Raw genomic sequence first — 24,256 nt, forward strand, 5'->3', positions numbered from 1 at the left:
CACTCCCCAATTGAGCTTCTCAAAAAAGTCCAATTCTATTTAAAGCTTCTCTCAAGAGGGTCGCTAATAGATATAACTTTGAGAGAACGATTTGGTTTTCCGAGACGTCGGAAGCCGCATTTAAATGGAAAATCAATTGGAGACAATCTTATGTCTATATCAGTAAATACCAATGTCGCCGCGATGACCGCGCAACGTCATTTGAACAGTGCTTCGGCAGATACGCAAAACTCCATGGAGAGATTGTCATCTGGCTTCCGCATCAACAGTGCAAAAGATGACGCTGCAGGTCTGCAAATTTCGAATCGCTTGAATTCGCAAAGCCGTGGCCTAGACGTAGCAGTACGTAATGCTAATGACGGTATCTCGATTGCACAAACGGCTGAAGGTGCAATGAATGAAAGCACCAACATCCTGCAGCGTATGCGTGACCTTTCTCTACAATCTGCGAACGGCTCAAACTCAAAAACTGAGCGTGTAGCGATTCAAGAAGAAATTGGTGCACTTAACAACGAATTAAACCGAATTGCAGAAACAACGTCATTTGGTGGTAATCGTCTACTTAACGGCACGTACGGGACAAAATCGTTCCAAATCGGCGCAAATAGCGGTGAAGCAGTACAACTGACTCTGAACAATATGCGTTCAGATACAGCAGAAATGAGCGGTAAATCGTTTGTATCGGGTAGTGCAAAAGACGCTGATTGGTCTGTGCAAGCAGGTACCGATCAGTTGGACATCGGCTACACCGATAAAGCTGGCAATGCTCAAACCGTCAGTATCACGGCCAAAGCAGGCGATGATATTGAACAACTGGCGACATACATCAATGGTCAGACGCAAGATTTGCAAGCATCCGTTGGAGAGGACGGTACACTGCAAGTTTTCGCTGGTAGCAACAACATCGATACAGCTCAAGCGGTTTCTTTTTCCGGCACGCTTGGTACTGACTTAGCGATGGGTGCGGGTACCGATTCAAGCGTAGCATCTTTGGATGTGACCAGTGTTGCAGGTGCGCAACAAGCTGTATCTGTGATTGATAATGCGATGAAGTCTGTGGATAGCCATCGTGCAGAACTTGGTGCATTCCAGAACCGTTTTGACCATGCAATCAACAACTTAGATAACATTAACGAAAACGTTAATGCGTCTAAGAGCCGCATCAAAGACACTGATTTTGCAAAAGAAACTACGGCTATGACCAAGTCTCAAATTTTGCAACAAGCGTCTACTTCAATTTTGGCACAAGCGAAAGCTGCGCCAAACCAAGCACTTAGCTTGCTATAATCGAGAGTCCTCAAAGCTCCTCGTAAGCAAACAAAGTCTCCCAAATCCGGTGCCCGCCATAAGCACCGGATTTTTTTATGTCCGCAATTTCGTCTCTTTTTTGCCCCCTTAAATGCCGCTCTGTAGCGACTCTCAACTCGCTGGTGTTTAGCTCAAAACACATCGTTAGATAAATCAGTAACGGATGCTCATTACGTCACTATGAATCTCATGAATACGATTCTGATTGTGTAAAAATACGTCGTTTATTTTCTTTGATTTTAGTGATTTACCTAAAGTTCGTTGGTTTTTGGCCGTTATAAGTGACGAGAGAAAAATAAATGTGTGATGACGGGGTGAGAGCCGTTTAGCGCGTTTAGACCAAAGCCAAAAGGAGATCACTATGGCAATAAATGTAAACACGAATGTGTCTGCAATGACGGCGCAGCGTCATCTAAATAACGCTGCTGCCGATACGACGAAGTCTATGGAACGCTTGTCGTCTGGTTACCGTATAAACAGTGCCAAGGACGACGCAGCGGGACTGCAAATTACTAACCGCTTGAACTCTCAAAGTCGCGGTTTGGAAACAGCGGTTCGTAACGCAAATGATGGTATTTCGATTGCTCAAACTGCCGAAGGCGGGATGAAAGAAACCACCAATATTTTGCAACGCATGCGTGACCTTTCGCTGCAATCAGCGAATGGTTCAAACAGTATCCATGAACGTCGAGCGCTGAATGAAGAAGTCACAGCGCTTAACAGTGAACTGAATCGCATTGCAGAAACAACATCGTTTGGCGGAAAACGCCTTTTGAACGGTAATTATGGCACTCAGTCGTTCCAAATCGGTTCGAACAGTGGTGAAGCGGTCGCACTGACTATTCGTAGTATGCGTTCTGACGAATCCGAGATGGGTGGTAATGCTTATGTTGCTCAAAACTCCGTCACGAAAGATTGGCGTGTAGGCGCTGGTGAAGACATTACGTTTGACTACACCGACACCGAAGGTAACGCACAAAGCGTCACCGTTAATGCCAAAGAAGGTGACGATATTGAGAACCTAGCCACGTACATAAATGGTCAGGTTGACGACATTTCAGCATCGGTTGGTGAAGACGGCACAATGCAGCTGTTTGCCTCTAACCGTAATGTTCAAAGTGGTGTCACCGTAAGTGGCAGCCTAGCAAGTACCTTTGATTTCGGTGCTCAGCAAGCTGTGACTGTGGATGATGTTGACGTCACAACGATTGCAGGATCGCAACAAGCGGTTGCTGTTATCGATGCGGCACTACAAAGTGTGGACAGTCAACGTGCTGAATTGGGTGCGTTTCAGAATCGATTTGGGCATGCGATCAATAACTTGGATAGCATTAACGAGAATGTAAATGCATCAAGAAGTCGAATCCAAGACACCGACTTTGCGAAGGAAACGACGCAATTGGCGAAGTCTCAGATTCTTCAGAACGCTAGTACCTCGATCCTGGCCCAAGCAAAACAGACGCCGACTTCAGCGCTTGCATTACTGGGCTAACGCCTAAGGTAAGTTGAAAATACTTACGCAAGTACTGATAAGTTGGAAGGGAGAATGTGATGGATATTTCATCTTACACATCGAACGTCCAGCCTTACGGCTTATCTGGTGGCACGAACATTGCTTCAAGTAAGGAAAGTACGCTACAAACGATACAGCAAGTCGAGAAAGAAAGAGAAACAGCGCTGGAGAAGAGCAACGCATCTTTAAATAAAGAGCCTGCTTTGCCCATCTCTGATGAAGAGCGAGACGCACTTATTGAGCGAATCAATGAGTTCGTAGACTCGATGAATACTGGATTATCTTTTCGAATCGATGAAGACACTGGGAAAGAGGTGGTCACGATCTATGACGCCAAAACAGGGGATACCCTGCGACAATTTCCGAGTGAGGACATGCTGGAAGTGTTGAAGCGTCTCTCCGAGCACTCTACGGGTTTAATTGCGGAGAGTGTGTAGTATTTTGAGGTGATTTGAATGAGTTTGAGCCCTTTAGGGATGTCGGGTGGTATGGATATTAATTCCATGGTCACCAAAATTGTGGATTCGGAGCGTATACCTAAGCAGCAACGAATCGACAATGAACGAACCGAAATCCAGTCGGATCTCAGTGCGTACGGCAAGCTCAGAGAATCTCTCGATAGCATGCGCTATATGATGTCTAGTTTTCGTATGGATAAGGCCTTCGCTTTGCGCTCGGTCGAATCTAATAACGAAGCTGTGGTATCAGCGACTGCAAGTACAGAAGCGATTGCGGGCAGATACTCTGTCGATGTGTTGCAGCTGGCACAGAGTCACAAATTGGCTTCTCATCCGGTGGAAGACAAAACCCGATTTGGGCCTGGCAAGCTGCAAATCGAACTGGGAGACCGAGATTTTGACATTGAGGTCAAACCCAACTCGAAAATGGTGGATGTGGTACGCAGCATCAACCATGCGAAAACTAATCCAGGCGTGCGGGCCTCGGTTATCAATGATAGCCAAGGTCAGCGCCTGATTATTTCGTCGGATAAGTCTGGCGAAAAAAACAGCCTTTCGGTTGCCGTGGACGCGTCCCCAGACAGTGCACTGCAACAATTTAACTTTCAATCTCTTGAACAACGTGTGAAACGGCTCGAGCAAGCTCAAACTCAGTCTGTTGAAGCGCTTAATCAAACCGTTCTAGGGCAAGAAATTGCCTCGTACGGCAATTATCATCAGCGTAATCTCGAAAAAATAGACCAGTTAAAGCAGCAACTGGCGCAGATGGATGCTGAGCATCAGCAAAAAATGCAAGCCATCGCCGAAGCGAACCCTGTGAACCCAAACGATCCAACCATCTATGGTGACGCCGCAGGAAGTAAAGAAGCACAGCAATATGCGGCGTATAAACCAGGTACTGGGTTGGATAAAGAGGATATTCCTGGTTGGAATGCATCGACCGCAGGGGTGTTAAACGACTCCTATAAGATGCGAAAGCCTGAACTCGATCCTGCAGCAATAAAAAAGAAAAATGATGTGCCTGGCTGGACCAATTCTGCGTCTGGAACATTGACTCACTCTTATGAATCGGTGCAAGAACGTCAGGCGAAAGCGAAAGAGCGTGAACGTTTAGAAACCCTCGAGCGGACTGAACATCAAAAGGCCAAAGCGGAAGCGATCAACCAATTTTTGGAGCAAAGCAGTGCTGACAGCGGTGAACTGGCAAAGCTCGAACGTTCCGTCCTCGCTAAAGCCATCGATGATGGCATCGTAACCCAGCAGCAAGCCGAATTGGAGGGGGTAGACGCGCTACCCGAAGAAGAGCAGCAAAAGCTCAACAGTATAAAAGAGACGCAAGAGAGCCTGTTAAATGCGCTGCAATCTGTCGAAAACTATGATGGCTTAGCGCAAGTCTCGCAAGCACAGGACTCTAAAGTCATTCTCGATGGTATAGCTCAACTGAGCAGTGAAACCAACGTCATTGAAGACGCCGTTGACGGCATTTCGTTGACTCTAAAAGGGGTGAGCGAGCCTGGCGCCATGCCGTCAGACATCAATGTGGAATACGACGTCCAGGGCGTAGTCAGCCGAATAGAGCAGTTTGTGCAAGCGTATAACCAGTTTGACGCGACCGTTCGTGAACTGTCGAACGTTGATCCTGTGAGTGGCAAAAAAGGAGCGTTAGCTGGCGACTCTGTGGTACGAAATGCGACGTCAAAAATAAAAGCGGTGATCAGCAGCCCAATTGAAGGCGCACCTGAAAACTTAAAATCGTTAACCGAATTCGGTATCACAAGTACCCGCGAAGGCCCGTTAGAGATTAACTACAAAATGCTAGAAAAGCAGGTGGCGGGTAACTTCACTCAACTTAATGAGTTTTTCACTGGCTCAAATGGATTTGCACGAAAGCTGGAAGACGCGGTAGCAACCATGACAGGGGTCACTGGTGGGATTCGAACTCGCGAGTCGAGCTTGGTGGAACAGAATTATCGACTAAGAGATCAGCAAGATAACTTAGACCGCCGCATGAGTGCATTGCAACAGCGTACTCATAACAAGTTTGCGTCTATGCAAGATGCGACGTCTAAGATGCAAGGCCAATTAGCTGGCATGATGAATGCATTAGGTTAGTTAAGAGATAAGCTTAGTCAAGAGATAAGCATAGTCAAGAGATAAGCTTAGTTAACAGATAAGGTTAGCTATAAAAGCAATAGACGACAGGCTAGTCATTAGGTCAAGGCGCAGTAATTTATTTTAGCCGCCAAACGATCACAGTGAACTATGAAGCTAAGGTGAGCTAAAAGAGCATCAAATCGCATACAGCGGTAACGCTTTGCCACCCCATCACTTCACGGAGAGATAAGGTTATGATTCAGATAGAGCAACAGCAATTGATAGACAGCTGGCACGACAAAGTCGAGATTCTCGAAGATCTGGATCACAAGATCGAACACGTTTTAAGTGAAAGCGAGACGCAACAATCGGATCTTATACCGTTAATTAACAAGCGGGAACGGTTATTGCAAAAAGTTACAACGATTCTTCGTCAGCTACCGCAACTGTATCAATCTACAGCTTGGGAGCAGGCGCTGGCACGGACGAAAGGCATTGTTGAAAAGATGGAAAGCCAAACTGCGATACTGCGTCTTCAGACCCAGAAAGTGCAGCACGGCAATCAATCTCTAAAGCAGTATCAACGATTTAGATAAAGAGGACACACATGCGAGGTTCATTACAGGCGTACAAGAAGGTTTCAGTTGATAGTCAACTGTCGGCAGCGTCGCCCCATAAAGTCATTCAGATGTTGATGGCGGGCGCTATCGAACGTCTAGTACAAGGCAAGGCAGCGATGCTGCAAGGTAACATCGCGGTTAAGGGAGAGCGCTTAGGTAAAGCGTTGGATATTGTCGTTAGCTTACGTGGTTGTCTTTCTATGGACGATGGTGGAGAAATCGCTCAAAACCTAGATCAACTCTACGACTTTATGATTGCGCGTATTATTCATGCCAATCAAAATAACGAGCCAGAGCCGATTGATGATGTGATTGATATCATCCGCGAGATCAAGTCTGCTTGGGATCAGATCCCTAGTGAATACCATAATATAACGGCTGCAGAGGTCGGAATTTAACCGAATACCATTCAGATTTGAGAATTTGGTTCACTTCCATGCCGATGGGAGTTGCCTTAATTGAAATATGAAATAAAATAGCCGCTTCTTTGTAAGTGGCTATTTTGCTACGTACTCTATTAAGGTCTAGGTAAGGTTTTAACATCCATTATGCATACAGCCACTAAAGTCTTAGTGATCGAAGACGATAGACAGCTACAACGTGACATTCAAACGATTCTCCATTTTGTTGGGGAAGAGTGCCAAGTCGTCGCGTCGCAGGATCTAAACCAAGTAGACTTTTCGACTGTTTGGACCGGATGTATATTGGGTAACTGCTCAACGTCTGCAGATTATGCCACTGTTGTGGGCACCATCCAATCACAAAGCCACATCCCTCTACTTGTCATGGGGGGGGAATATGAAGTCGACACACTGACCCACTACGTCGGCGATCTTGAGCTACCACTTAACTACCCGCAACTCAGTGATGCACTCCGTCATTGTAAAGAGTTTTTGGGTCGTAAAGGGATTCAAATCCCATCAGCGACACGCAAAAATACGCTGTTCCGTAGTTTAGTCGGCCAGAGTCAAGGCATTCAAAGTGTTCGTCATCTTATAGAGCAGGTTTCTGGCAGTGATGCCAGTGTTTTAATATTAGGTGAGTCTGGAACCGGTAAAGAAGTTGTTGCACGAAATGTTCATTATCACTCGTCTCGCCAGAAGGGCCCATTTGTCCCTGTAAACTGCGGTGCGATACCGCCCGATCTCTTAGAAAGTGAGTTATTTGGGCACGAAAAAGGTGCGTTTACTGGCGCGATCACTTCTCGTAAAGGGCGCTTTGAACTGGCAGAAGGCGGTACCCTATTTTTGGATGAAATCGGTGACATGCCGATGCCGATGCAAGTCAAACTGCTGCGAGTAATCCAAGAGCGTTCTTTTGAACGTGTCGGCGGCAACCAAACCATTAAGGTGAATGTGCGTATCGTGGCCGCAACGCACCGCGATCTCGACAGCATGATTCAAAAAGAGACCTTCAGAGAAGACCTTTACTATCGCCTAAATGTATTTCCAATAGAAATGCCAAGTCTTAAAGAGCGAAAAGAAGACATTCCTCTGCTGCTTCAAGAGTTGATCACTCGATTGGAAGCCGAAGGTGGGCACCCAGTGTGTTTCACACCAAGAGCGGTGAATTCGTTGATGGAGCACCATTGGCCTGGCAACGTTCGTGAGTTAGCAAACTTGGTCGAAAGAATGATCATTTTGTATCCTGGTAGCCTGGTGGATGTGAATCACCTTCCCACGAAGTATCGATACAGTGATATCCCAGAGTTTCAACCTGAATATAATGATGACATTACCATCATAGAAGACCAAGAGCGTGATGCGCTATCGGACATTTTTTCAGGAAACATAGCTTTAGATGAAATGCTCGAACAAGAGCCGAACGACTTCGACATGCCATCATCATTACCTCCAGAAGGGGTGAACCTAAAAGAGTTGCTGGCAGATGCAGAAGTCAACCTCATTAATCAGGCTCTAGAAGCGCATAACGGTGTTGTTGCACGTGCCGCAGATATGCTGGGTATGCGTCGCACGACCTTGGTTGAAAAGATGCGTAAATATAACTTACAACGCTAGTTAACCGTCATTCATTCCATAAGAGTCAATTCATTGACTCTTTTTTAATACGCTCACCTTATCTTAACTATATGATATTTAACGATATTATGTTGGCACACTGTATGCATTATAGTCGTTCATAGTCTAAAAGACGGAAACACGACATGAATCAGGCGGTCAGCGTGGATGACCTTGCACACCACTCAACATCCGATGATAACGCTTCACAACTTGCTAACTTACATGCTCAGGTCGCTCAGTATCAACAAGTACTCGAAGTGATGCCTGCGGGTGTCATATTGTTGGATAATCACGGCGTGATCCAAGAAGCCAACCCTGAAGCTCAACGACTTCTTGAAATGGAGTTGCAAGGTGTGAAATGGGGGGACGTCATACACGTTGCTTTTGCTCCACAAGATGATGATGGACATGAAATCTCGCTTCGCAACGGCCGAAAAGTAAGACTTGCGATTTCAGCGTCTGCGGCTGGGCAGTTAATTCTAGTCACCGATCTGACCGAGACTCGACTGCTACAGGCTAGAGTCGGTGATTTACAACGTTTGTCATCACTGGGTCGAATGGTGGCATCTTTGGCCCATCAAGTGAGAACTCCGCTTTCTAGTGCTATGTTGTACGCCTCTAATTTAGGTGCACCTAATCTGACGCCACCAATGCGAGAGCGTTTTCAAGGCAAGTTAGTCGATAGGCTTCAAGATCTTGAAAAGCAAGTCAATGATATGTTGCTGTTCGCAAAAGGTGGCGACAATAAGGTGATCAAACCGTTCACCTTACAAGCGTTGATGGATGAGCTCAATCCCATGATTGAAACCTCAATCAAGAGCAATCACATCGATTATTTTCTCGAAGTTGAACAAGGCGATTGCGCGCTGCTGGGTAACATCAATGCGATTGCGTCTGGTCTAAGTAACTTAGTGATAAACGCCATTCAGATAGCTGGAAAAGAGTCGCAAATCGACGTCTATGCAAGAGCAGTAGGCGAAGAGATCCGCATCTCGGTTCAAGACAACGGACCGGGTGTTCCGATAGAGCTACAAAGCAAAATTATGGAACCATTTTATACCACCCGCTCACAAGGTACCGGACTCGGTCTTGCGGTTGTACAAATGGTTGCGCGCGCCCACAACGGGCGATTAGAACTCGAATCAAGAGAGGGTGAAGGCGCTTGCTTCACACTCTCTCTGCCAGTTGCAGAACTGGCAACCCAAGAGCAGCAAGGAGATTAATATGGCTCAAAGCAAAGTATTGATTGTAGAAGATGATGAAGGGCTACGTGAAGCTCTAGTCGATACATTAGCCTTGGCCGGTTATGAGTGGATTGAAGCCGATTGTGCGGAAGATGCCCTGGTAAAGCTAAAGGCAAATAGTGTCGATGTGGTCGTCACCGACGTGCAGATGGATGGAATGGGCGGCTTAGCATTACTGCGTAATATTAAACAGCATTGGCCAAACTTGCCGGTGTTAGTCATGACAGCGTACGCGAATATAGAAGATGCAGTAACGGCAATGAAGGAAGGCGCGATAGACTATATGGCCAAACCTTTTGCACCAGAAGTCTTACTTAACTTGGTCAGTCGTTATGCACCGGTTAAGTCAGATGACAATGGCGATGCCGTGGTCGCGGATGAAAAAAGCTTGAAGCTGTTGTCGCTGGCCGACAAAGTGGCAAAGACCGATGCTAATGTAATGGTGTTAGGCCCAAGTGGTTCTGGTAAAGAGGTGATGTCTCGCTATATTCATAACGCATCATTACGTAAAGATGGCCCTTTCATTGCGATTAACTGCGCAGCGATCCCAGACAATATGCTTGAAGCCACACTGTTTGGTTACGAAAAAGGCGCATTTACCGGCGCTGTACAAGCGTGCCCAGGTAAGTTTGAACAGGCGCAAGGTGGCACCATTTTACTGGATGAGATCAGTGAGATGGACTTATCGCTGCAAGCTAAATTGTTGCGTGTGCTCCAAGAGCGTGAAGTAGAGCGATTGGGCGGACGTAAGAGCATTAAGCTTGATGTGCGAGTCTTGGCAACCAGTAACCGTGACTTAAAGCAATACGTGTCAGAAGGCAACTTTAGAGAAGATCTCTATTACCGCCTCAACGTTTTCCCAATCAGCTGGCCGCCATTGTGTGAGCGTCAGGGTGACATTATTCCCCTTGCCAAACATCTTACTTCGCGACACTGTCAAAAAATGGGCCAGGCTGTGCCGGAGTTTACCCAAGATGCACTTAATAAACTGACGCACTACCAATGGCCAGGTAACGTGAGAGAGTTGGATAACGTGGTTCAGCGTGCACTGATCCTAAGTGAAAACGGTCAGATAGATTCAAGCAGCTTGTTGCTTGAGGGCGTAGATTGGAGCGACGCGTCGTCGCTGCAAAATGCGGTCGAAAGTGGCGTAGCTCCCACAGTAAAACCTCAAGCGATAGAGCAGCCAAGCGTGCCTGTTATAGAATCGCCCACTAATATTCACCAAGCTGTTGCCGGTGCTGAAAGCTTAGGTCACGAACTGCGAGATCAAGAGTACGCGATTATTTTAGAGACATTGGTCGCGTGCAACGGTCGACGTAAAGAAATCGCCGAGAAGCTCGGCATCAGCCCACGTACTCTTCGCTACAAACTGGCCAAGATGCGTGATGCTGGTATAGATATTCCCTGCTAACTCAGTGAAATGAGTCTTCGGGCGGCAATTATTGCCGCCCTTTTTTTGTTTGAACCTGTGCTATATCGCGTTCTAAGCGCCCTTTAGTAGATAGATAGGCAATTCTTTTCCGCTTGGCATACTCTTTGCTTTATTTAAGGTACGCGTAAAAGGATAGTCAAACTATTGACCAATGAGGGACTATGAAAATCGATCCAGTGATGACCGAGATGCAAACCATGAAAATGGAAGCAACTAACTCTAATGTACCCGCTACTGGTGCTCAAGTAGGCTCGGAGTTTGGAGAGTTGCTCAATAACGCCATGAATAATGTCAATCAGTTGCAAAAGAGCTCTAGCGACCTTCAAACTCGCTTTGATTTGGGCGATCCTAATGTGTCACTTTCCGACGTTATGATTGCTAGAAACAAGTCTAGCGTCGCTTTTGAGGCAACAGTCCAAGTTCGTAATAAGCTTGTTGACGCATACAAAGAACTAATGAACATGCCGGTGTAAAACCGACAGTTTTGAGCATTATTATAAGATTAAAGGGACGTCAACTTGGCAGTGCAAAACCCCTCAACCGAAATAGCAGTGGCCGATGGGGCAACAATGGATAGCAGCGAACTTGCTCTGTCCGATTCATCTACATCGCTTTCACAAGACTTGGATTCTGGAGAAAAAGTCAGCAGTAAGCTAGATATGCTGGGTGACTTAGATCTGCTTCGTCAGGTCGTGTTGGTGCTATCTATTTCCATTTGTGTTGCATTGATCGTTATGGTTTTCTTCTGGGTTAAAGAGCCAGAAATGCGCCCATTAGGTAGTTACGAAACCGAAGAACTGATTCCAGTCCTCGACTACCTTGATCAGCAAAAACATACCTATACCCTTGATGGAAACGTCGTACATGTCCCAGTCGATAATTACGACTCATTAAAACTTGAGCTAGTTCGTGCTGGTATGAATAGCGCTCGTCGGGAAGGCGATGATATTTTATTGCAAGACATGGGCTTTGGGGTGTCACAGCGCCTAGAAACAGAACGCTTAAAGCTCAGTCGGGAACGCCAATTAGCCAAAGCTATCGAACAGATGCGTCAAGTGCGCAAGGCGCGCGTGCTACTGGCACTGCCTCAGCAAAGTGTGTTTGTTCGCCATAATCAAGAAGCGTCTGCCTCGGTATTTTTAACCTTGGCTACCGGTAACACCCTTAAACAAACTGAAGTCGACTCGGTGGTTGATATGGTGTCTAGCGCGGTCCCGGGGATGACTCCCAACCGAATTACCGTCACAGACCAAATGGGTCGTCTATTAAATTCGGGTTCGCAAAATGCAGCAGCAACCGCACGTCGTAAAGAACAAGAACTCGAGCTTAAACGCGAACAAGACTTAAGAGAAAAAATTGACTCGGTACTTATTCCTATTCTTGGACTAGGGAACTATACCGCTCAGGTTGCGGTCGAGTTGGACTTTAGCGCTGTTGAGCAAACCCGTAAGCAATACGATCCAAACACACCAGCCACCCGCAGTGAATACACTCTCGAAGATTACAATAATGGCAATGTGGTTGCAGGCGTACCAGGTGCCCTTAGCAATCAGCCACCAGCAGACGCATCTATCCCACAAGATGTTGCGCAAATGAAAGACGGTAGCTTGCTTGGACAAGGCTCAGTGCATAAAGAAGCGACTCGCAACTTTGAGCTTGATACCACGATATCTCACGAACGTCGTCAAACTGGCGTCGTTGATCGGCAAACGGTTTCGGTTGCTGTTAAGCAGCGTCCTGTGACCAACCCTGATACAGGGGATGTGACCTATGAGCCGATTTCAGACAGTGAACTGAACGCTATTCGCCAAGTACTGATTGGTACTGTGGGCTTTAGTGAGGCTCGTGGCGATCTTATTAATGTATTGAGCGTGAAGTTTGCAGAGCCTCAAGTTGCCGAGTTGGCTGATGTCGCCATTTGGGATCATCCAAGATTTAACGACTGGGTTCGTTGGTTTGCTAGTGCACTGGTGATTATCGTGGTGGTATTTGCGCTAATCCGTCCTGCGATGAACCGCTTGCTTAACCCAGCGGCGGAAGAAGATTCTATATTGGGTGAAGATGGCCTGCCACTAAGCACCGACGAGACCACATTGATTGGTACTGATTTAGACGGCGCCGACGCGTTTGAGTTTGGCAACGGCATTGAACTGCCGAACCTGCACAAAGATGAAGATGTATTAAAAGCTGTACGAGCCTTGGTAGCGAATGAGCCAGAGTTGGCAGCACAAGTAGTGAAGAGTTGGGTAACCGATGGCTGATGAGTTAGTGCCAATTAATGGCGAAGTAGCAAAAATAGATTTTGATGTCACTGAGCTGACGGGTGAAGAGCGCGCAGCCATTCTATTACTGAGCCTCAACGAAGATGACGCCGCTGGCATTATTCGACACTTAGAGCCTAAGCAGGTTCAAAGAGTTGGTGGTGCGATGGCCAAGGTTGCCGACCTCAATAATGATAAGGTTACGGCTGTTCACCGCGCATTCTTAGAAGATATTCAGAAATACACCAACATAGGCATGGGAAGTGAAGATTTCATGCGCAAAACGTTGGTCGCGGCGCTGGGTGAAGACAAAGCCAATAACTTGGTGGAACAAATCTTACTGGGCACTGGTTCGAAAGGGTTGGATTCATTGAAATGGATGGATCCACGTCAAGTTGCAGCAATCATTGTAAATGAGCACCCACAGATTCAAACCTTGGTACTTTCCTACTTAGAGTCTGATCAATCCGCAGAGATTATTGCTCAGTTCCCAGAACGTGTGCGCCTAGATTTGATGATGCGTATTGCCAATCTAGAAGAAGTTCAACCTTCAGCATTGGCAGAGCTAAACGAAATCATGGAAAAACAATTTGCAGGTCAAGCCGGCACGCAAGCTGCGAAGATTGGTGGCCTGAAAGCCGCGGCAGAAATCATGAACTACCTCGACAACAGCGTCGAAGGTATTTTGATGGACCAAATTCGCGATCAAGACGAAGATATGGCCACCATGATCCAAGATTTGATGTTTGTGTTCGAAAACCTCATCGAAGTGGACGATCAAGGTATTCAGAAATTGCTGCGTGATGTCCCTCAAGATGTATTGCAGCGTGCGCTTAAAGGTGCCGATGAAGACCTGCGTGAGAAAGTCTTTAAGAACATGTCCAAGCGCGCCGCAGAATTGATGCGTGACGACATCGAGGCGATGCCTCCAGTTCGCGTGGCAGACGTAGAATCTGCTCAAAAAGAAGTACTCACTGTTGCTAGACGCCTTGCTGATTCAGGCGAGATTATGCTGTCCGGCGGCGCAGATGAGTTCTTATAATTAAGGTGTACACATGAACCAACCTAGAAAACGTGGATTTTTGCGCCCCGATGACGAGGCGAATCTGCAGCCACAAGATTGGGGATTGCCGGACTACACCTCGCAAGCTCGTGGCGATGTGCGCGAAACGGCCCTCAACTATGATCCAGGTTGGATGCCCGATCTCGAAGAGACCAGCGAAGAAGCGCCAAAGCCATTAACCTTAGAAGAAGTCGAACAAATACGCCAAGACGCCTATCAAGAAGGCTTAATGTCGGGTAAAGAAGCCGGCTTTAACCAAGGCTACGAAAAAGGCAAAGAGCAAGGTATTGCTGAAGGTCAAAAAGAGGGCCATGCCCAGGGACTTGAGCAAGGTTTAGAAGCCGCGAAAGAGCAAGTTGCCGAGCAAGCTGGCCAGTTTGTGGCGCTTGCAGACCAACTTACTCAACCGCTAGAACTGATGAACTCGCAAGTCGAGAAACAGTTGGTGGATATGGTATTGCATCTCACCAAAGAAGTGACGCATGTTGAAGTGAGCATTAACCCTCAGGTGATTCTCGATACTGTTAAAGAGTCGGTAGAGTCACTACCGATGACCTTTATTGACATAAACTTTAAACTTCACCCCGAAGATATCGACCTTATCGAGCAAGCCTATGGCAAAGAGTCATTGACTGAGCGACGTTGGACACTCATTGCTGAACCGGCCCTTAACCGCGGCGATCTGCAAATAGATGCAGGCGATTCTCGCGTGGACTTTATGTTGGAAGACCGCATTAAAGCGACCTTGCAACGATTTTGCTCTGCCAATCGCCATCAAAGGCAAGTGTAATGCTCGATTTATCGCAGCGTCTTGCTCACTATCAAACCGACAACCTCACCAGTCGCGCAATCGCGTCAGGAAAACTGGTGCGAGTGGTAGGGCTCACCTTAGAAGCAACAGGTTGTAAAGCACCGATTGGTAGCTTATGTATGGTCGAAACGCTCAGCGGAGAAATGGAAGCTGAAGTGGTTGGCTTTGAAGGCGATCGTTTGCTGCTTATGCCTAGTGAATCCATTGCTGGTGTCTTGCCAGGAGCGCGAGTGACGCCAGTAGTACGCGATGCGGGTTTACCTGTTGGGATGGAACTGCTAGGTCGAGTAATAGATGGAGTGGGTAATCCACTTGATGGCCTTGGCGAATTGTATACACAGCAGCGAGCCAGTCTCGATGCGATACCGATTAATCCATTACAACGAAAACCTATTAGCGAACCCCTCGATGTGGGCATTAAAGCGATCAATGGGTTACTCACCGTGGGCAAAGGGCAGCGTATAGGTCTATTTGCCGGCTCTGGTGTAGGTAAATCGGTGACACTTGGCATGATGACTCGTGGCACAACAGCGCAAGTGGTTGTGGTAGGGCTTATTGGTGAGCGTGGCCGTGAAGTAAAAGAGTTTATAGAAGAAATTCTTGGTGTTGAAGGTCGCAAGCGTGCGGTGGTCGTTGCGGCCCCAGCGGATGCATCGGCACTCATGCGCTTAAAAGGGTGTCAAACCGCACTGACCATTGCTGAATACTTCCGAGATCAAGGTCTTGATGTGTTGCTGCTCATGGATTCCTTGACCCGTTTTGCACAGGCACAACGTGAAATAGCGTTGTCTGTTGGCGAGCCTCCTGCGACCAAAGGTTATCCACCTTCTGTGTTTGCCAAATTACCTGCATTGGTCGAAAGGGCAGGTAACGGTGATGACACTCAAGGCTCGATTACCGCGTTCTTTACGGTGTTGACTGAAGGGGATGACCTACAAGATCCTATTGCCGATGCCTCCCGTGCGATTTTGGATGGCCATATTGTGTTGTCACGAGAAATGGCCGATGCCGGTCATTATCCTGCCATCGATGTTGAGCGTTCAGTCAGTCGTGTTATGCCACAAATTACCACCGATGATCACCTCACGATGTCTAAAGCGGTAAGGCAAGTGCTGGCGACGTGTCGTAAAAACCAAGATCTGGTGTCTATTGGCGCGTATAAACCGGGGACAGATCCTGCCATCGATACCGCATTTACTTTAAAGCCGACTATCGATCAGTATCTACAACAAGGTATGAAAGATTCGATACCTTATGACATGTGCGTCAATATGCTGTCGAGTATGCTGCAAACCGCAATGAATAATTCAGCGAATCAGAATCAGCAAGGTCATAACAGATGAGTCAGGCCATAGAGTTTTTGTTGGATCAAGCCAAAGAGAAAGAAGAGCAAGCTGTACTGGGTTTGACTAAAGCTCGCGCCGATCTTGACGAATACTATCAACAGTTGAGTCAGATTGAGCAATACCGAATAGATTACTGTAATCAGCTTATTGACCGCGGTAAAAATGGATTATCAGCAAGTGAATACAGTCACTTAAACCGATTCTTAACGCAGTTAGATAACACCTTGTCGAAGCAGAAAGAAGCGGAATCTCACTTTACGCAGCAAGTTACCCAGTCTGAACAAGTGTGGATAGAAATGCGCAAGCAGCGACGCTCTTATGAATGGATGCTAGAGAAAAAAGCGACACAAACAAAACTGGCCGCCGATAAAGCAGAACAGAAATTGATGGATGAATTCTCGACCCTTAGCTATGCCAGAAAACTAAGTCGAAAGCCGTAACTCTCTCGTTATTCCCCCGCATTCCCTCAATAAAACTGCTCTCGTGGTCTGTTTTTTGCATATATCTAACTATAAGCAAAAACGCCAAAAAATACGCTTAGGGAAAGGTGTCATGACAATGCAAACTGCGGCAGCGCAAGCCATTACCACTAAGGCCACATTGCCAAAATCAGAGATGTCAGCAAAATCTCCTGCGCCAAGTGCGTCTGCAGATAAAGCAGATAAAGCAGATAACTTTGAGCAATCTTTGACAAAAGCCAGCCAGTCAGACAGCGATTCAAAGTCAGATAAGTCGACAAAAGTGTCAAAGCCGCAATCCTCTGAAGAGGCTAAAGCCGCTGAGAAAGCAGGCTCCACGTCAGCCCCCAAAACTGACCAAAAGGTGACCTCAAAAGACACTCAAGGCATTGATTCGAAGTCACTTGTTACGCCTGGGGATGAGTCTTCTGAGTCGTTTCTAGGCTCATTCTTTTCCAGCGACGACGCATCGAAAGGCGATAAGATCGATGCCTCAAAGCAAACGGCAAACCCATCGAGCAAGACCGAGTCAACTGCAACGGGTAAAGACGACAGTGCTGTCGATGAAAACATGCAACAAGCATCAGATTTACTAAAACGACTCGATGAATCCAATGCAGCGTTAAAATCTGAACAACTAGAAGACGCGGCTAAGTCGTCTACCTACGCCGCAGATTCAGTTCAAACTCACTCTTCTAAAGGGCAATTGGCAAGTCGCAATGGCAAACAGGAACTGTCTACAGAGCTTTCTTCTACAACAGTGGAGAGTGACGGAAAGTTGACGACGGCGCAAAATTTGACGAAGTCTGATGAGAGCGTTGCTGTTAAAGACCGCGGGGAAGGGATTTCAGCCTTAAAAGAAGGTGAAACAGGCTCTAATCAAGGCCGATTCTCCAGCGAAACTGTAACATCGGTAAAACAGACCGATGAGGAGTCGGCAAGCACTGCTGAGCCAATGTCGCAACAATCTAATCTAAAATCATCTAACCTTGAGTCATCGAGCGGTGAATCATCTAACCTCAACACGGCAGGTAGCAACAGGTCTCAACCGGTGAGTTCAGAGGGTATTGAGCCTCAATTGAATACAGCCACTCAAGGTGAAGCAGCAAGTTTGAAGGCGCAAGACGGTGAGTCATCAATGACTCAAGTGTATGGGCCCACTAACAGTGATGATCAAATCGTGTGGGACAAACTGGAGCAGCAAGATACACCTAATGCCGTCACAACCGGTGTTGGCGCTTCAACAGTAACCGCTACCTCGGCAACGACAAGCTCTGCGGCGAATCAAGGTTCAGCTACAGCGGCAGGCGCCACTGTGGCAGGGCAAAACGCGGCAACGTCGCCACCATGGAGCCCAAATAGCGTAGTACAAATGGGAGTGGAAGCACCTGCTAATGCGATTGCTACAGGGGCTGTCAGCCCAGCCTCTCCTGAGCTTTCGGGTAAACAACACACAGCGCTAACAGCCGCTGGTTTACACATGGCGCGCACTCAGAAAATGGATCCTAATCAACCTGAAGCCGCCACACCATTTGATTCAGTCACGTCCCTGCAAAACCAACAATCATTGTCGGGATTACAGCGATTAGAACAAGCGCAACAAGCACAAACGCCAGTGCAGGTTAAAAGTGATTTGGCCGCCGATCAAATGGCTGAACGCGTGCAAATGATGATGTCAAAAAACCTGAAAAATATTGACATTAGACTCGATCCACCAGAGTTGGGGCGCATGCAAATACGAATGAACATGAACGGCGAAGTCGCGAATGTTCAAATCACGGTTAACAACCCTGCAGCGCGTGAATTAATTGAACAAACTATACCGCGACTGCGTGAGATGTTGGCACAAAGCGGTGTAGCGCTTGCTGATACCTCGGTTCAGCAACAATCGAGTCGTGGCGGTCAAGCGCAACAAGGCAGTGATGGTCAACTTTCCCGTGGCGGCAACCATGATTTTGATGGAATAGCAGAGGATGATCCAGCTATTCAAGTTAGTACAGCTAGCCCCGAGCAGGGCATAAGCTTTTTTGCATAAATAAATAGGAACAAAGCAGACTCATGGCAGACGACAATCCAGCTGATAGCGGCAATAAAAAAGGCAACAAACTTATTATCATCATTGTAGCCGCGGTTGTGCTGATCGCGGGCATAGGTGGGGGCGCATTTTTCTTTTTGTCATCAGGTGATGACAGCTCAGCAGCTTCCTCTGCGCAATCTCAATCGGTGTCTGCTCCACAAGTTGAAGCACCAGCGTTGTATGTCAACATACCTCAGCCGTTTCTGTTTACTGTTCCTGGCAATGACCGCGATCGGTTAGTGCAAATTAAAGTACAGTTGATGGTGCGTGGCACTGACAATGAAGGACTGGCTAGACACCATTCGCCATTAATCGAAAGTACGCTGCTGTCCTCCTTTGGTAGCGCGTCACAAGAGCAGCTTCGTTCGCCATCCGGTCGAGTTGACCTACGTGATCAAGCAACCAATGACATTAAACTAACGCTGACAGAACTGGTGGGCAAACCAGTGATTGAACGCGTATTGTTTACCGATTTTGTAATTCAATAGGTGCCAAGTGACTGACTTACTCACTCAAGACGAAATCGACGCGCTCCTGCATGGAGTTGATGACGCCGATGAGAACGAAGATGAACTGCCTTTGGTCGAGGAATCCGGCCAGGCAGTAAATTTCGACTTTTCGTCACAGGACCGTATTGTTCGTGGGCGGATGCCGACCCTTGAACTGATCAATGAGCGATTTGCGCGTCATTTGCGGATCAGCCTGTTTAACATGTTACGCAAAACGGCTGAAGTGTCGATTAACGGTGTACAGATGATGAAATTTGGTGAATACCAAAATACACTGTATGTCCCGACCAGCCTCAGCATGGTTCGATTTAGACCCTTAAAAGGGACAGCGTTGATCACCATGGAAGCTCGTTTAGTGTTTATCTTGGTGGAAAACTTTTTTGGTGGAGACGGTCGTTTCCACGCCAAGATTGAAGGTCGTGAGTTTACCCCAACAGAGCGACGTATTATTCAGTTGCTGCTTAAGATTGTATTCGAAGATTACAAAGAAGCCTGGTCCCCAGTCATGGGCGTGGAGTTTGATTACATTGACTCCGAAGTAAACCCAAGTATGGCTAACATAGTAAGTCCGACCGAAGTGATCGTTGTCAGTTCCTTTCATATTGAAGTCGATGGTGGTGGCGGTGATTTTCACATTGTCATGCCGTACTCGATGGTGGAGCCGATTCGAGAACTTCTCGATGCAGGTGTTCAATCCGACAAAATGGAAACCGACGTTCGTTGGAGCACGGCACTTCGAGAAGAGATCATGGATGTACCAGTCAACTTTAGAGTCGACCTGTTGGAAAAAGACATTTCATTACGCGATTTAATGGAGCTGCAAACCGGCGACATAATTCCGGTGGATATGCCAGAGCACGGTGTGATGTTTGTAGAAGAACTACCAACATTTCGCGTCAAAATGGGTAAATCTGGCGAGAGCATCGCAGTACAAGTTTCAGAAAAAATTCGTCGACCGGACGTGGTTAAGACCGATCTTGCGTTTCTAAGCAAGGATATTATGTCGGAAATTGAAGGCGAAGAAGAGGATCCGGAACTGGCGTAGTAACCGCAGTTTTGGAGTAAGGATTTTACGAGGAAAATTATGTCTACATCTGAAGATCAAAAATTGGCTGACGAATGGGCCGCAGCCCTTGGCGAAGACCCGCTGGCAATTGCCGCCGCGGAAGAAGCTGCCGCAGAGGCAGAAGCCGATGCGTTAATGGCTTCTCAATCACAAGCGCAACAAGCACCGCTTGACGAGCTGACAGACAGCTCGACACCGATCTCAGACGATGAGCGTCGTAAACTGGATACCATTATGGACATTCCAGTGACCATTTCGATGGAAGTTGGGCGCTCTCAAATCAGTATCCGTAACTTGTTACAGCTTAACCAAGGTTCGGTTGTAGAGTTAGACCGTATTGCCGGTGAATCATTGGATGTCATGGTTAATGGTACCTTGATAGCCCACGGTGAAGTCGTGGTGGTCAATGATAAGTTTGGTATCCGTTTGACGGACGTTATTAGCCAAACTGAACGTATTAAGAAGTTACGGTAACATGAGTATTTTCCCGCGTGTTTGGCTAACGCTAATTCTATCAGCGGCCAGTTCTTCAGCTCTCGCTGCATCGGCGCCCAACCTCGATCTTGCTACCACGCTTGGCTCGCTGCTGCTGGTCATTGCATTGATACTTGGCATGGCTTGGATGCTGAAGAAAATGCGTTTACCGAGCATGTCGGGACAAAAAGACTTTTCCATTAAACGTCAAATTACTTTGGGTACCAAAGAGCGAATGATGGTAGTTCAAGCGGGTGATGAGCAATTTTTGGTGGGTGCCACAGCGCACTCAATCCAATTGATCGCCAAGCTCGATACGCCGTTGGACGATGAGTCTCCACAACAAGTGCCTTTTGGGGCTCAACTCAATCAGCTACTAAAGAAAAATGGTCATGCGAAATAATCTTACCAGACTGTCGACGCAGTACTGGGTTCTTGCCTGTATGCTTTTGGCAACGCTGTTGTTTGCCACGCAATTGCACGCGCAAGAAGAGATCCCGAATAATACCGCTCCAGCAAGCAGTGTGACGGTTTCAGAAATAGAGCGTGAGCAGGGCGGTTCGACGCTTTCAATTACTGACACTCGAAGTGGCGCGGGCGTGCCAGCATTTACCATGGTTACCAATCCAGATGGTAGTGAAGATTACTCAGTTAATATTCAAATACTAGGTCTTATGACCATGCTGGGCTTCTTGCCTGCCATGGTGATATTGATGACCTCTTTTACGCGCATTGTCGTGGTGATGTCGATTTTGCGTCAAGCCATGGGCTTGCAACAGACACCGTCTAATCAAGTCATTATTGGTTTGTCGATCTTTATGACGTTTTTTATCATGTCACCGGTCTTTGACAAAGTGAATCAAGATGCCTTGCAACCGTATCTCAATGAACAAGTGACGGCTCGTGAGGCCTTCGATTTGGCGCAAGAGCCCATGAAGGCGTTCATGCTAAAACAGACTAGAGTTAAAGATCTTGAGACCTTTGTGGGTATGTCTGGCTCTCAAGTGGACACCCCAGAAGACGTGTCAATGAGTGTGCTGATCCCAGCGTTTATTACTTCTGAGCTAAAAACCGCCTTTCAAATTGGTTTTATGCTGTTTTTACCGTTTTTGATTATCGACCTGGTGGTTGCTTCCATCTTGATGGCGATGGGTATGATGATGCTATCGCCAATGATCGTTTCATTGCCGTTTAAGTTAATGCTGTTTGTTTTGGTGGATGGGTGGAACCTTATCTTAGCTACCTTAGCCAGCAGTTTTGCGCTTTAGCGAGGGTAATTGATGACACCTGAAGTCTTTGTCGACCTTTTTCGCGATGCTCTGTGGATGGTTCTTATCTTGGTATGTGCCATCATTATTCCGAGCCTAATGATCGGTCTGCTGGTTGCCGTTTTCCAAGCGGCGACTTCCATCAACGAACAAACCTTGAGCTTTTTACCCCGTTTAATTGTGACGCTACTGGCGCTAATGTTTGCGGGGCACTGGATGGTGCAGATGTTGATGGATTTCTTTTTTGAAATGATCGCCCGCATGCCCACCATCATCTATTAGGTGACCTGATGGAATTCACCAGCACAATCATACTCGAATGGATGGCCAGTTATTTCTGGCCGTACACGCGTATTTCCACCATGTTTATGGTGATGACGGTGACTGGTGCAAACTATGTGTCTAGGCGAATTAGGCTCTACTTGGGTTTGGCGGTCACCTTTGGTGTAATGCCAATGATCCCAGTGCCTCCCAGTGACCTCGCACTTTTATCCGTGCAAGGGTTTATCACCACCGCAGAGCAAATAGTGATTGGCGTCGCGATGGGTTATGTGACGGTATTTATTACCCAAACTTTTGTTTTACTAGGTCAAATTCTAGGTATGCAATCAAGTTTAGGTTTTGCGTCAATGGTGGATCCGGCGAACGGTCAAAACACGCCACTGTTGGGGCAGCTGTTTTTGTTTGTTGCGACACTGTTTTTTTTGGTCACTGATGGACATTTACAAATGATCCAGATGGTAGTGATGAGCTTTACTACACTCCCCATTGGCGGCGAAGGCTTGTCCTCGGCGGATTTTCAAGAGCTGGCTTCGTGGATGGGTATCATGTTTAAAACCGCACTGAGCATGGCGCTATCGGGGATTATTGCGCTGCTCACCATTAACCTTTCTTTTGGTGTCATGACGCGTGCCGCGCCGCAGCTCAATATATTCTCGCTCGGATTCTCATTTGCCCTGATGGTAGGTTTATTGCTGTGTTGGTACATTCTTCTTGGGCTATTTTCTCACTACGAGCTCTATTGGGCGCAAGGTGAGCAACAATTGTGTAGCCTGATCAATATCAGCTGTTAGGGAGTTGCTTGTATGGCAGAGTCAGACGGTCAAGAAAGAACAGAAGACGCAACGCCCAGGCGCTTGCAACAGGCTCGAGAAAAAGGGCAGGTTGCAAGATCTAAAGAGCTAGCGTCGGTGTCAGTGCTGGTGGTCGGTGCATTGTCGCTAATGATGATGGGTGAGCCACTGGCAAAAGGTGTTGGTCAAACGATGACTCGGTTGTTCAGTTTGAGTCGTGAAGAGATTTTTGACTTTAACAAACTTATTGAAATTGCTTTGGGCTCGTTAGTCGCGCTTATTCTACCGCTACTGATCATTCTTTTAACGCTCTTTGCTGCCGCGTTTGCTGGAGCTGCCGGATTAGGTGGTGTAGGATTTTCAGCTCAAGCTGCAGCCCCTAAAATGTCTAAAATTAATCCTATGAGCGGCTTTAAACGGATGTTTGGCATGCAAAGTTGGGTGGAGCTACTTAAGTCAATCTTAAAAGTATCGCTCGTGGCAGGTGTCGCGTTTTTTCTTATCTCAACAGCGCGTCAAGATCTCTTTCAGCTAAGCCTCGATGTCTATCCTCAAAACATTTTTCATGCGTTGGATATCCTGCTTAATTTTGTTCTATTAATTAGCTGCTCATTGCTTGTCGTGGTTGCGATAGATATTCCTTTTCAAATTTGGCAACACGCTAATCAGCTAAAAATGACCAAACAAGAGGTTAAGGACGAATTTAAAGACACTGAAGGTAAGCCCGAGGTGAAAGGTCGGATCCGAATGTTGCAACGGGAAATGGCGCAACGAAGAATGATGTCGGAAGTGCCAAGCGCAGACGTTATCGTAACCAACCCCGAACACTTTTCTGTGGCGCTGCGCTACAAGCAAGGTCAGGACACCGCGCCAATCGTAGTGGCTAAAGGTGTTGACCATACCGCAATGAAAATTCGTGAAATTGCTCGCGAGCACGATATTGCAATAGTCCCGGCGCCCCCACTGGCTCGAGCTCTTTATCATACTGCTGAACTAGAACAACAAATTCCTGACGGTCTATTCACCGCTGTGGCTCAAGTGTTAGCTTACGTATTTCAATTGCGTCAGTTCCGTAGTAAAGGGGGCCAACGGCCATCATTGGACCCTAAAAGTATGAGTATCCCTGACGATCTAAGGTATTAATTCCAGATATCTTC

Annotated in this window: 24 protein-coding genes; all 24 read left to right on the plus strand. The window is 47.0% G+C overall.

Annotated features, from left to right (window positions below; translation table 11 throughout):
* The first annotated feature begins 150 nt into the window (after positions 1-150).
* The 24 genes from ST37_RS13130 to flhB all read left to right on the plus strand — a co-directional run bounded on the left by ST37_RS13130 (position 151) and on the right by flhB (position 24,242).
* Positions 151-1,287: a flagellin gene (locus ST37_RS13130; RefSeq protein ID WP_084887096.1), complete on the plus strand. Its 1,137-nt coding sequence runs from the start codon at positions 151-153 to the stop codon at positions 1,285-1,287.
* Between the two features lie 382 nt (positions 1,288-1,669).
* Positions 1,670-2,800 (plus strand): flagellin, encoded by a 1,131-nt coding sequence (locus ST37_RS13135; protein ID WP_084887098.1) that lies wholly within the window; start codon positions 1,670-1,672, stop codon positions 2,798-2,800.
* Between the two features lie 59 nt (positions 2,801-2,859).
* Positions 2,860-3,258 carry a flagellar protein FlaG gene (locus ST37_RS13140; protein WP_084887100.1) on the plus strand — a complete coding sequence of 133 codons (399 nt, stop codon included), beginning with the start codon at positions 2,860-2,862 and terminating at the stop codon, positions 3,256-3,258.
* Between the two features lie 18 nt (positions 3,259-3,276).
* Positions 3,277-5,391 (plus strand): flagellar filament capping protein FliD, encoded by a 2,115-nt coding sequence (gene fliD, locus ST37_RS13145; protein ID WP_084887102.1) that lies wholly within the window; start codon positions 3,277-3,279, stop codon positions 5,389-5,391.
* 236 nt (positions 5,392-5,627) lie between these two features.
* Entirely contained in the window at positions 5,628-5,969 is a 342-nt protein-coding gene (locus ST37_RS13150) for a hypothetical protein (RefSeq protein WP_084887104.1), read from the plus strand.
* 11 nt (positions 5,970-5,980) lie between these two features.
* The gene (gene fliS / locus ST37_RS13155) at positions 5,981-6,391 is read left to right on the plus strand and encodes a flagellar export chaperone FliS (RefSeq protein WP_084887106.1); all 411 of its coding nucleotides are present in this window, start codon (positions 5,981-5,983) and stop codon (positions 6,389-6,391) included.
* Between the two features lie 150 nt (positions 6,392-6,541).
* On the plus strand, positions 6,542-8,011 hold the full coding sequence (locus ST37_RS13160) for a sigma-54 dependent transcriptional regulator (RefSeq protein ID WP_084887108.1): 1,470 nt from the start codon (positions 6,542-6,544) through the stop codon (positions 8,009-8,011).
* Between the two features lie 146 nt (positions 8,012-8,157).
* Positions 8,158-9,237 (plus strand): ATP-binding protein, encoded by a 1,080-nt coding sequence (locus ST37_RS13165; protein WP_084887110.1) that lies wholly within the window; start codon positions 8,158-8,160, stop codon positions 9,235-9,237.
* 1 nt (position 9,238) lies between these two features.
* Entirely contained in the window at positions 9,239-10,672 is a 1,434-nt protein-coding gene (locus tag ST37_RS13170) for a sigma-54 dependent transcriptional regulator (RefSeq protein WP_084887112.1), read from the plus strand.
* Positions 10,673-10,854: 182 nt separating this feature from the next.
* Positions 10,855-11,166: a flagellar hook-basal body complex protein FliE gene (gene fliE / locus ST37_RS13175; protein WP_084887114.1), complete on the plus strand. Its 312-nt coding sequence runs from the start codon at positions 10,855-10,857 to the stop codon at positions 11,164-11,166.
* 96 nt (positions 11,167-11,262) lie between these two features.
* Complete coding sequence (gene fliF, locus ST37_RS13180) at positions 11,263-12,954, plus strand: flagellar basal-body MS-ring/collar protein FliF (protein WP_172401016.1); 1,692 nt, start codon at positions 11,263-11,265, stop codon at positions 12,952-12,954.
* On the plus strand, positions 12,947-13,996 hold the full coding sequence (gene fliG / locus ST37_RS13185) for a flagellar motor switch protein FliG (protein ID WP_084887118.1): 1,050 nt from the start codon (positions 12,947-12,949) through the stop codon (positions 13,994-13,996). The genes fliF and fliG overlap by 8 nt, the downstream gene beginning before the upstream one ends.
* A 13-nt stretch (positions 13,997-14,009) precedes the next feature.
* On the plus strand, positions 14,010-14,807 hold the full coding sequence (fliH, locus tag ST37_RS13190; protein ID WP_084887120.1) for a flagellar assembly protein FliH: 798 nt from the start codon (positions 14,010-14,012) through the stop codon (positions 14,805-14,807).
* Positions 14,807-16,171 (plus strand): flagellar protein export ATPase FliI, encoded by a 1,365-nt coding sequence (gene fliI / locus ST37_RS13195; RefSeq protein ID WP_084887121.1) that lies wholly within the window; start codon positions 14,807-14,809, stop codon positions 16,169-16,171. The genes fliH and fliI overlap by 1 nt, the downstream gene beginning before the upstream one ends.
* Positions 16,168-16,614 carry a flagellar export protein FliJ gene (fliJ, locus tag ST37_RS13200; protein ID WP_084887123.1) on the plus strand — a complete coding sequence of 149 codons (447 nt, stop codon included), beginning with the start codon at positions 16,168-16,170 and terminating at the stop codon, positions 16,612-16,614. The genes fliI and fliJ overlap by 4 nt, the downstream gene beginning before the upstream one ends.
* 112 nt (positions 16,615-16,726) lie before the next feature.
* A complete protein-coding gene (locus ST37_RS13205) occupies positions 16,727-18,667 on the plus strand; it encodes a flagellar hook-length control protein FliK (RefSeq protein ID WP_084887125.1) in 1,941 nt (646 codons plus the stop codon).
* Between the two features lie 23 nt (positions 18,668-18,690).
* Positions 18,691-19,197 (plus strand): flagellar basal body-associated protein FliL, encoded by a 507-nt coding sequence (gene fliL, locus ST37_RS13210; protein ID WP_084887127.1) that lies wholly within the window; start codon positions 18,691-18,693, stop codon positions 19,195-19,197.
* A gap of 7 nt (positions 19,198-19,204) precedes the next feature.
* The gene (gene fliM / locus ST37_RS13215; protein ID WP_084887129.1) at positions 19,205-20,263 is read left to right on the plus strand and encodes a flagellar motor switch protein FliM; all 1,059 of its coding nucleotides are present in this window, start codon (positions 19,205-19,207) and stop codon (positions 20,261-20,263) included.
* Between the two features lie 39 nt (positions 20,264-20,302).
* The gene (fliN, locus tag ST37_RS13220; protein WP_084887131.1) at positions 20,303-20,758 is read left to right on the plus strand and encodes a flagellar motor switch protein FliN; all 456 of its coding nucleotides are present in this window, start codon (positions 20,303-20,305) and stop codon (positions 20,756-20,758) included.
* A 1-nt stretch (position 20,759) separates the two neighbouring features.
* Positions 20,760-21,161, plus strand: a complete 402-nt coding sequence (gene fliO / locus ST37_RS13225; RefSeq protein ID WP_084887133.1) for a flagellar biosynthetic protein FliO — start codon at positions 20,760-20,762, stop codon at positions 21,159-21,161.
* Positions 21,151-22,026, plus strand: coding sequence for a flagellar type III secretion system pore protein FliP (gene fliP / locus ST37_RS13230; protein ID WP_242426302.1), 876 nt, complete (start codon positions 21,151-21,153; stop codon positions 22,024-22,026). The genes fliO and fliP overlap by 11 nt, the downstream gene beginning before the upstream one ends.
* A 12-nt stretch (positions 22,027-22,038) precedes the next feature.
* On the plus strand, positions 22,039-22,308 hold the full coding sequence (fliQ, locus tag ST37_RS13235) for a flagellar biosynthesis protein FliQ (protein WP_084887137.1): 270 nt from the start codon (positions 22,039-22,041) through the stop codon (positions 22,306-22,308).
* 8 nt (positions 22,309-22,316) lie between these two features.
* Positions 22,317-23,099 (plus strand): flagellar biosynthetic protein FliR, encoded by a 783-nt coding sequence (fliR, locus tag ST37_RS13240; protein ID WP_084887139.1) that lies wholly within the window; start codon positions 22,317-22,319, stop codon positions 23,097-23,099.
* A gap of 12 nt (positions 23,100-23,111) precedes the next feature.
* Positions 23,112-24,242 (plus strand): flagellar biosynthesis protein FlhB, encoded by a 1,131-nt coding sequence (flhB, locus tag ST37_RS13245; RefSeq protein WP_084887141.1) that lies wholly within the window; start codon positions 23,112-23,114, stop codon positions 24,240-24,242.
* Positions 24,243-24,256: the final 14 nt, after the last annotated feature.

Source organism: Vibrio sp. qd031, from assembly GCF_002100145.1.
Classification (GTDB): Bacteria; Pseudomonadota; Gammaproteobacteria; order Enterobacterales; family Vibrionaceae; genus Vibrio.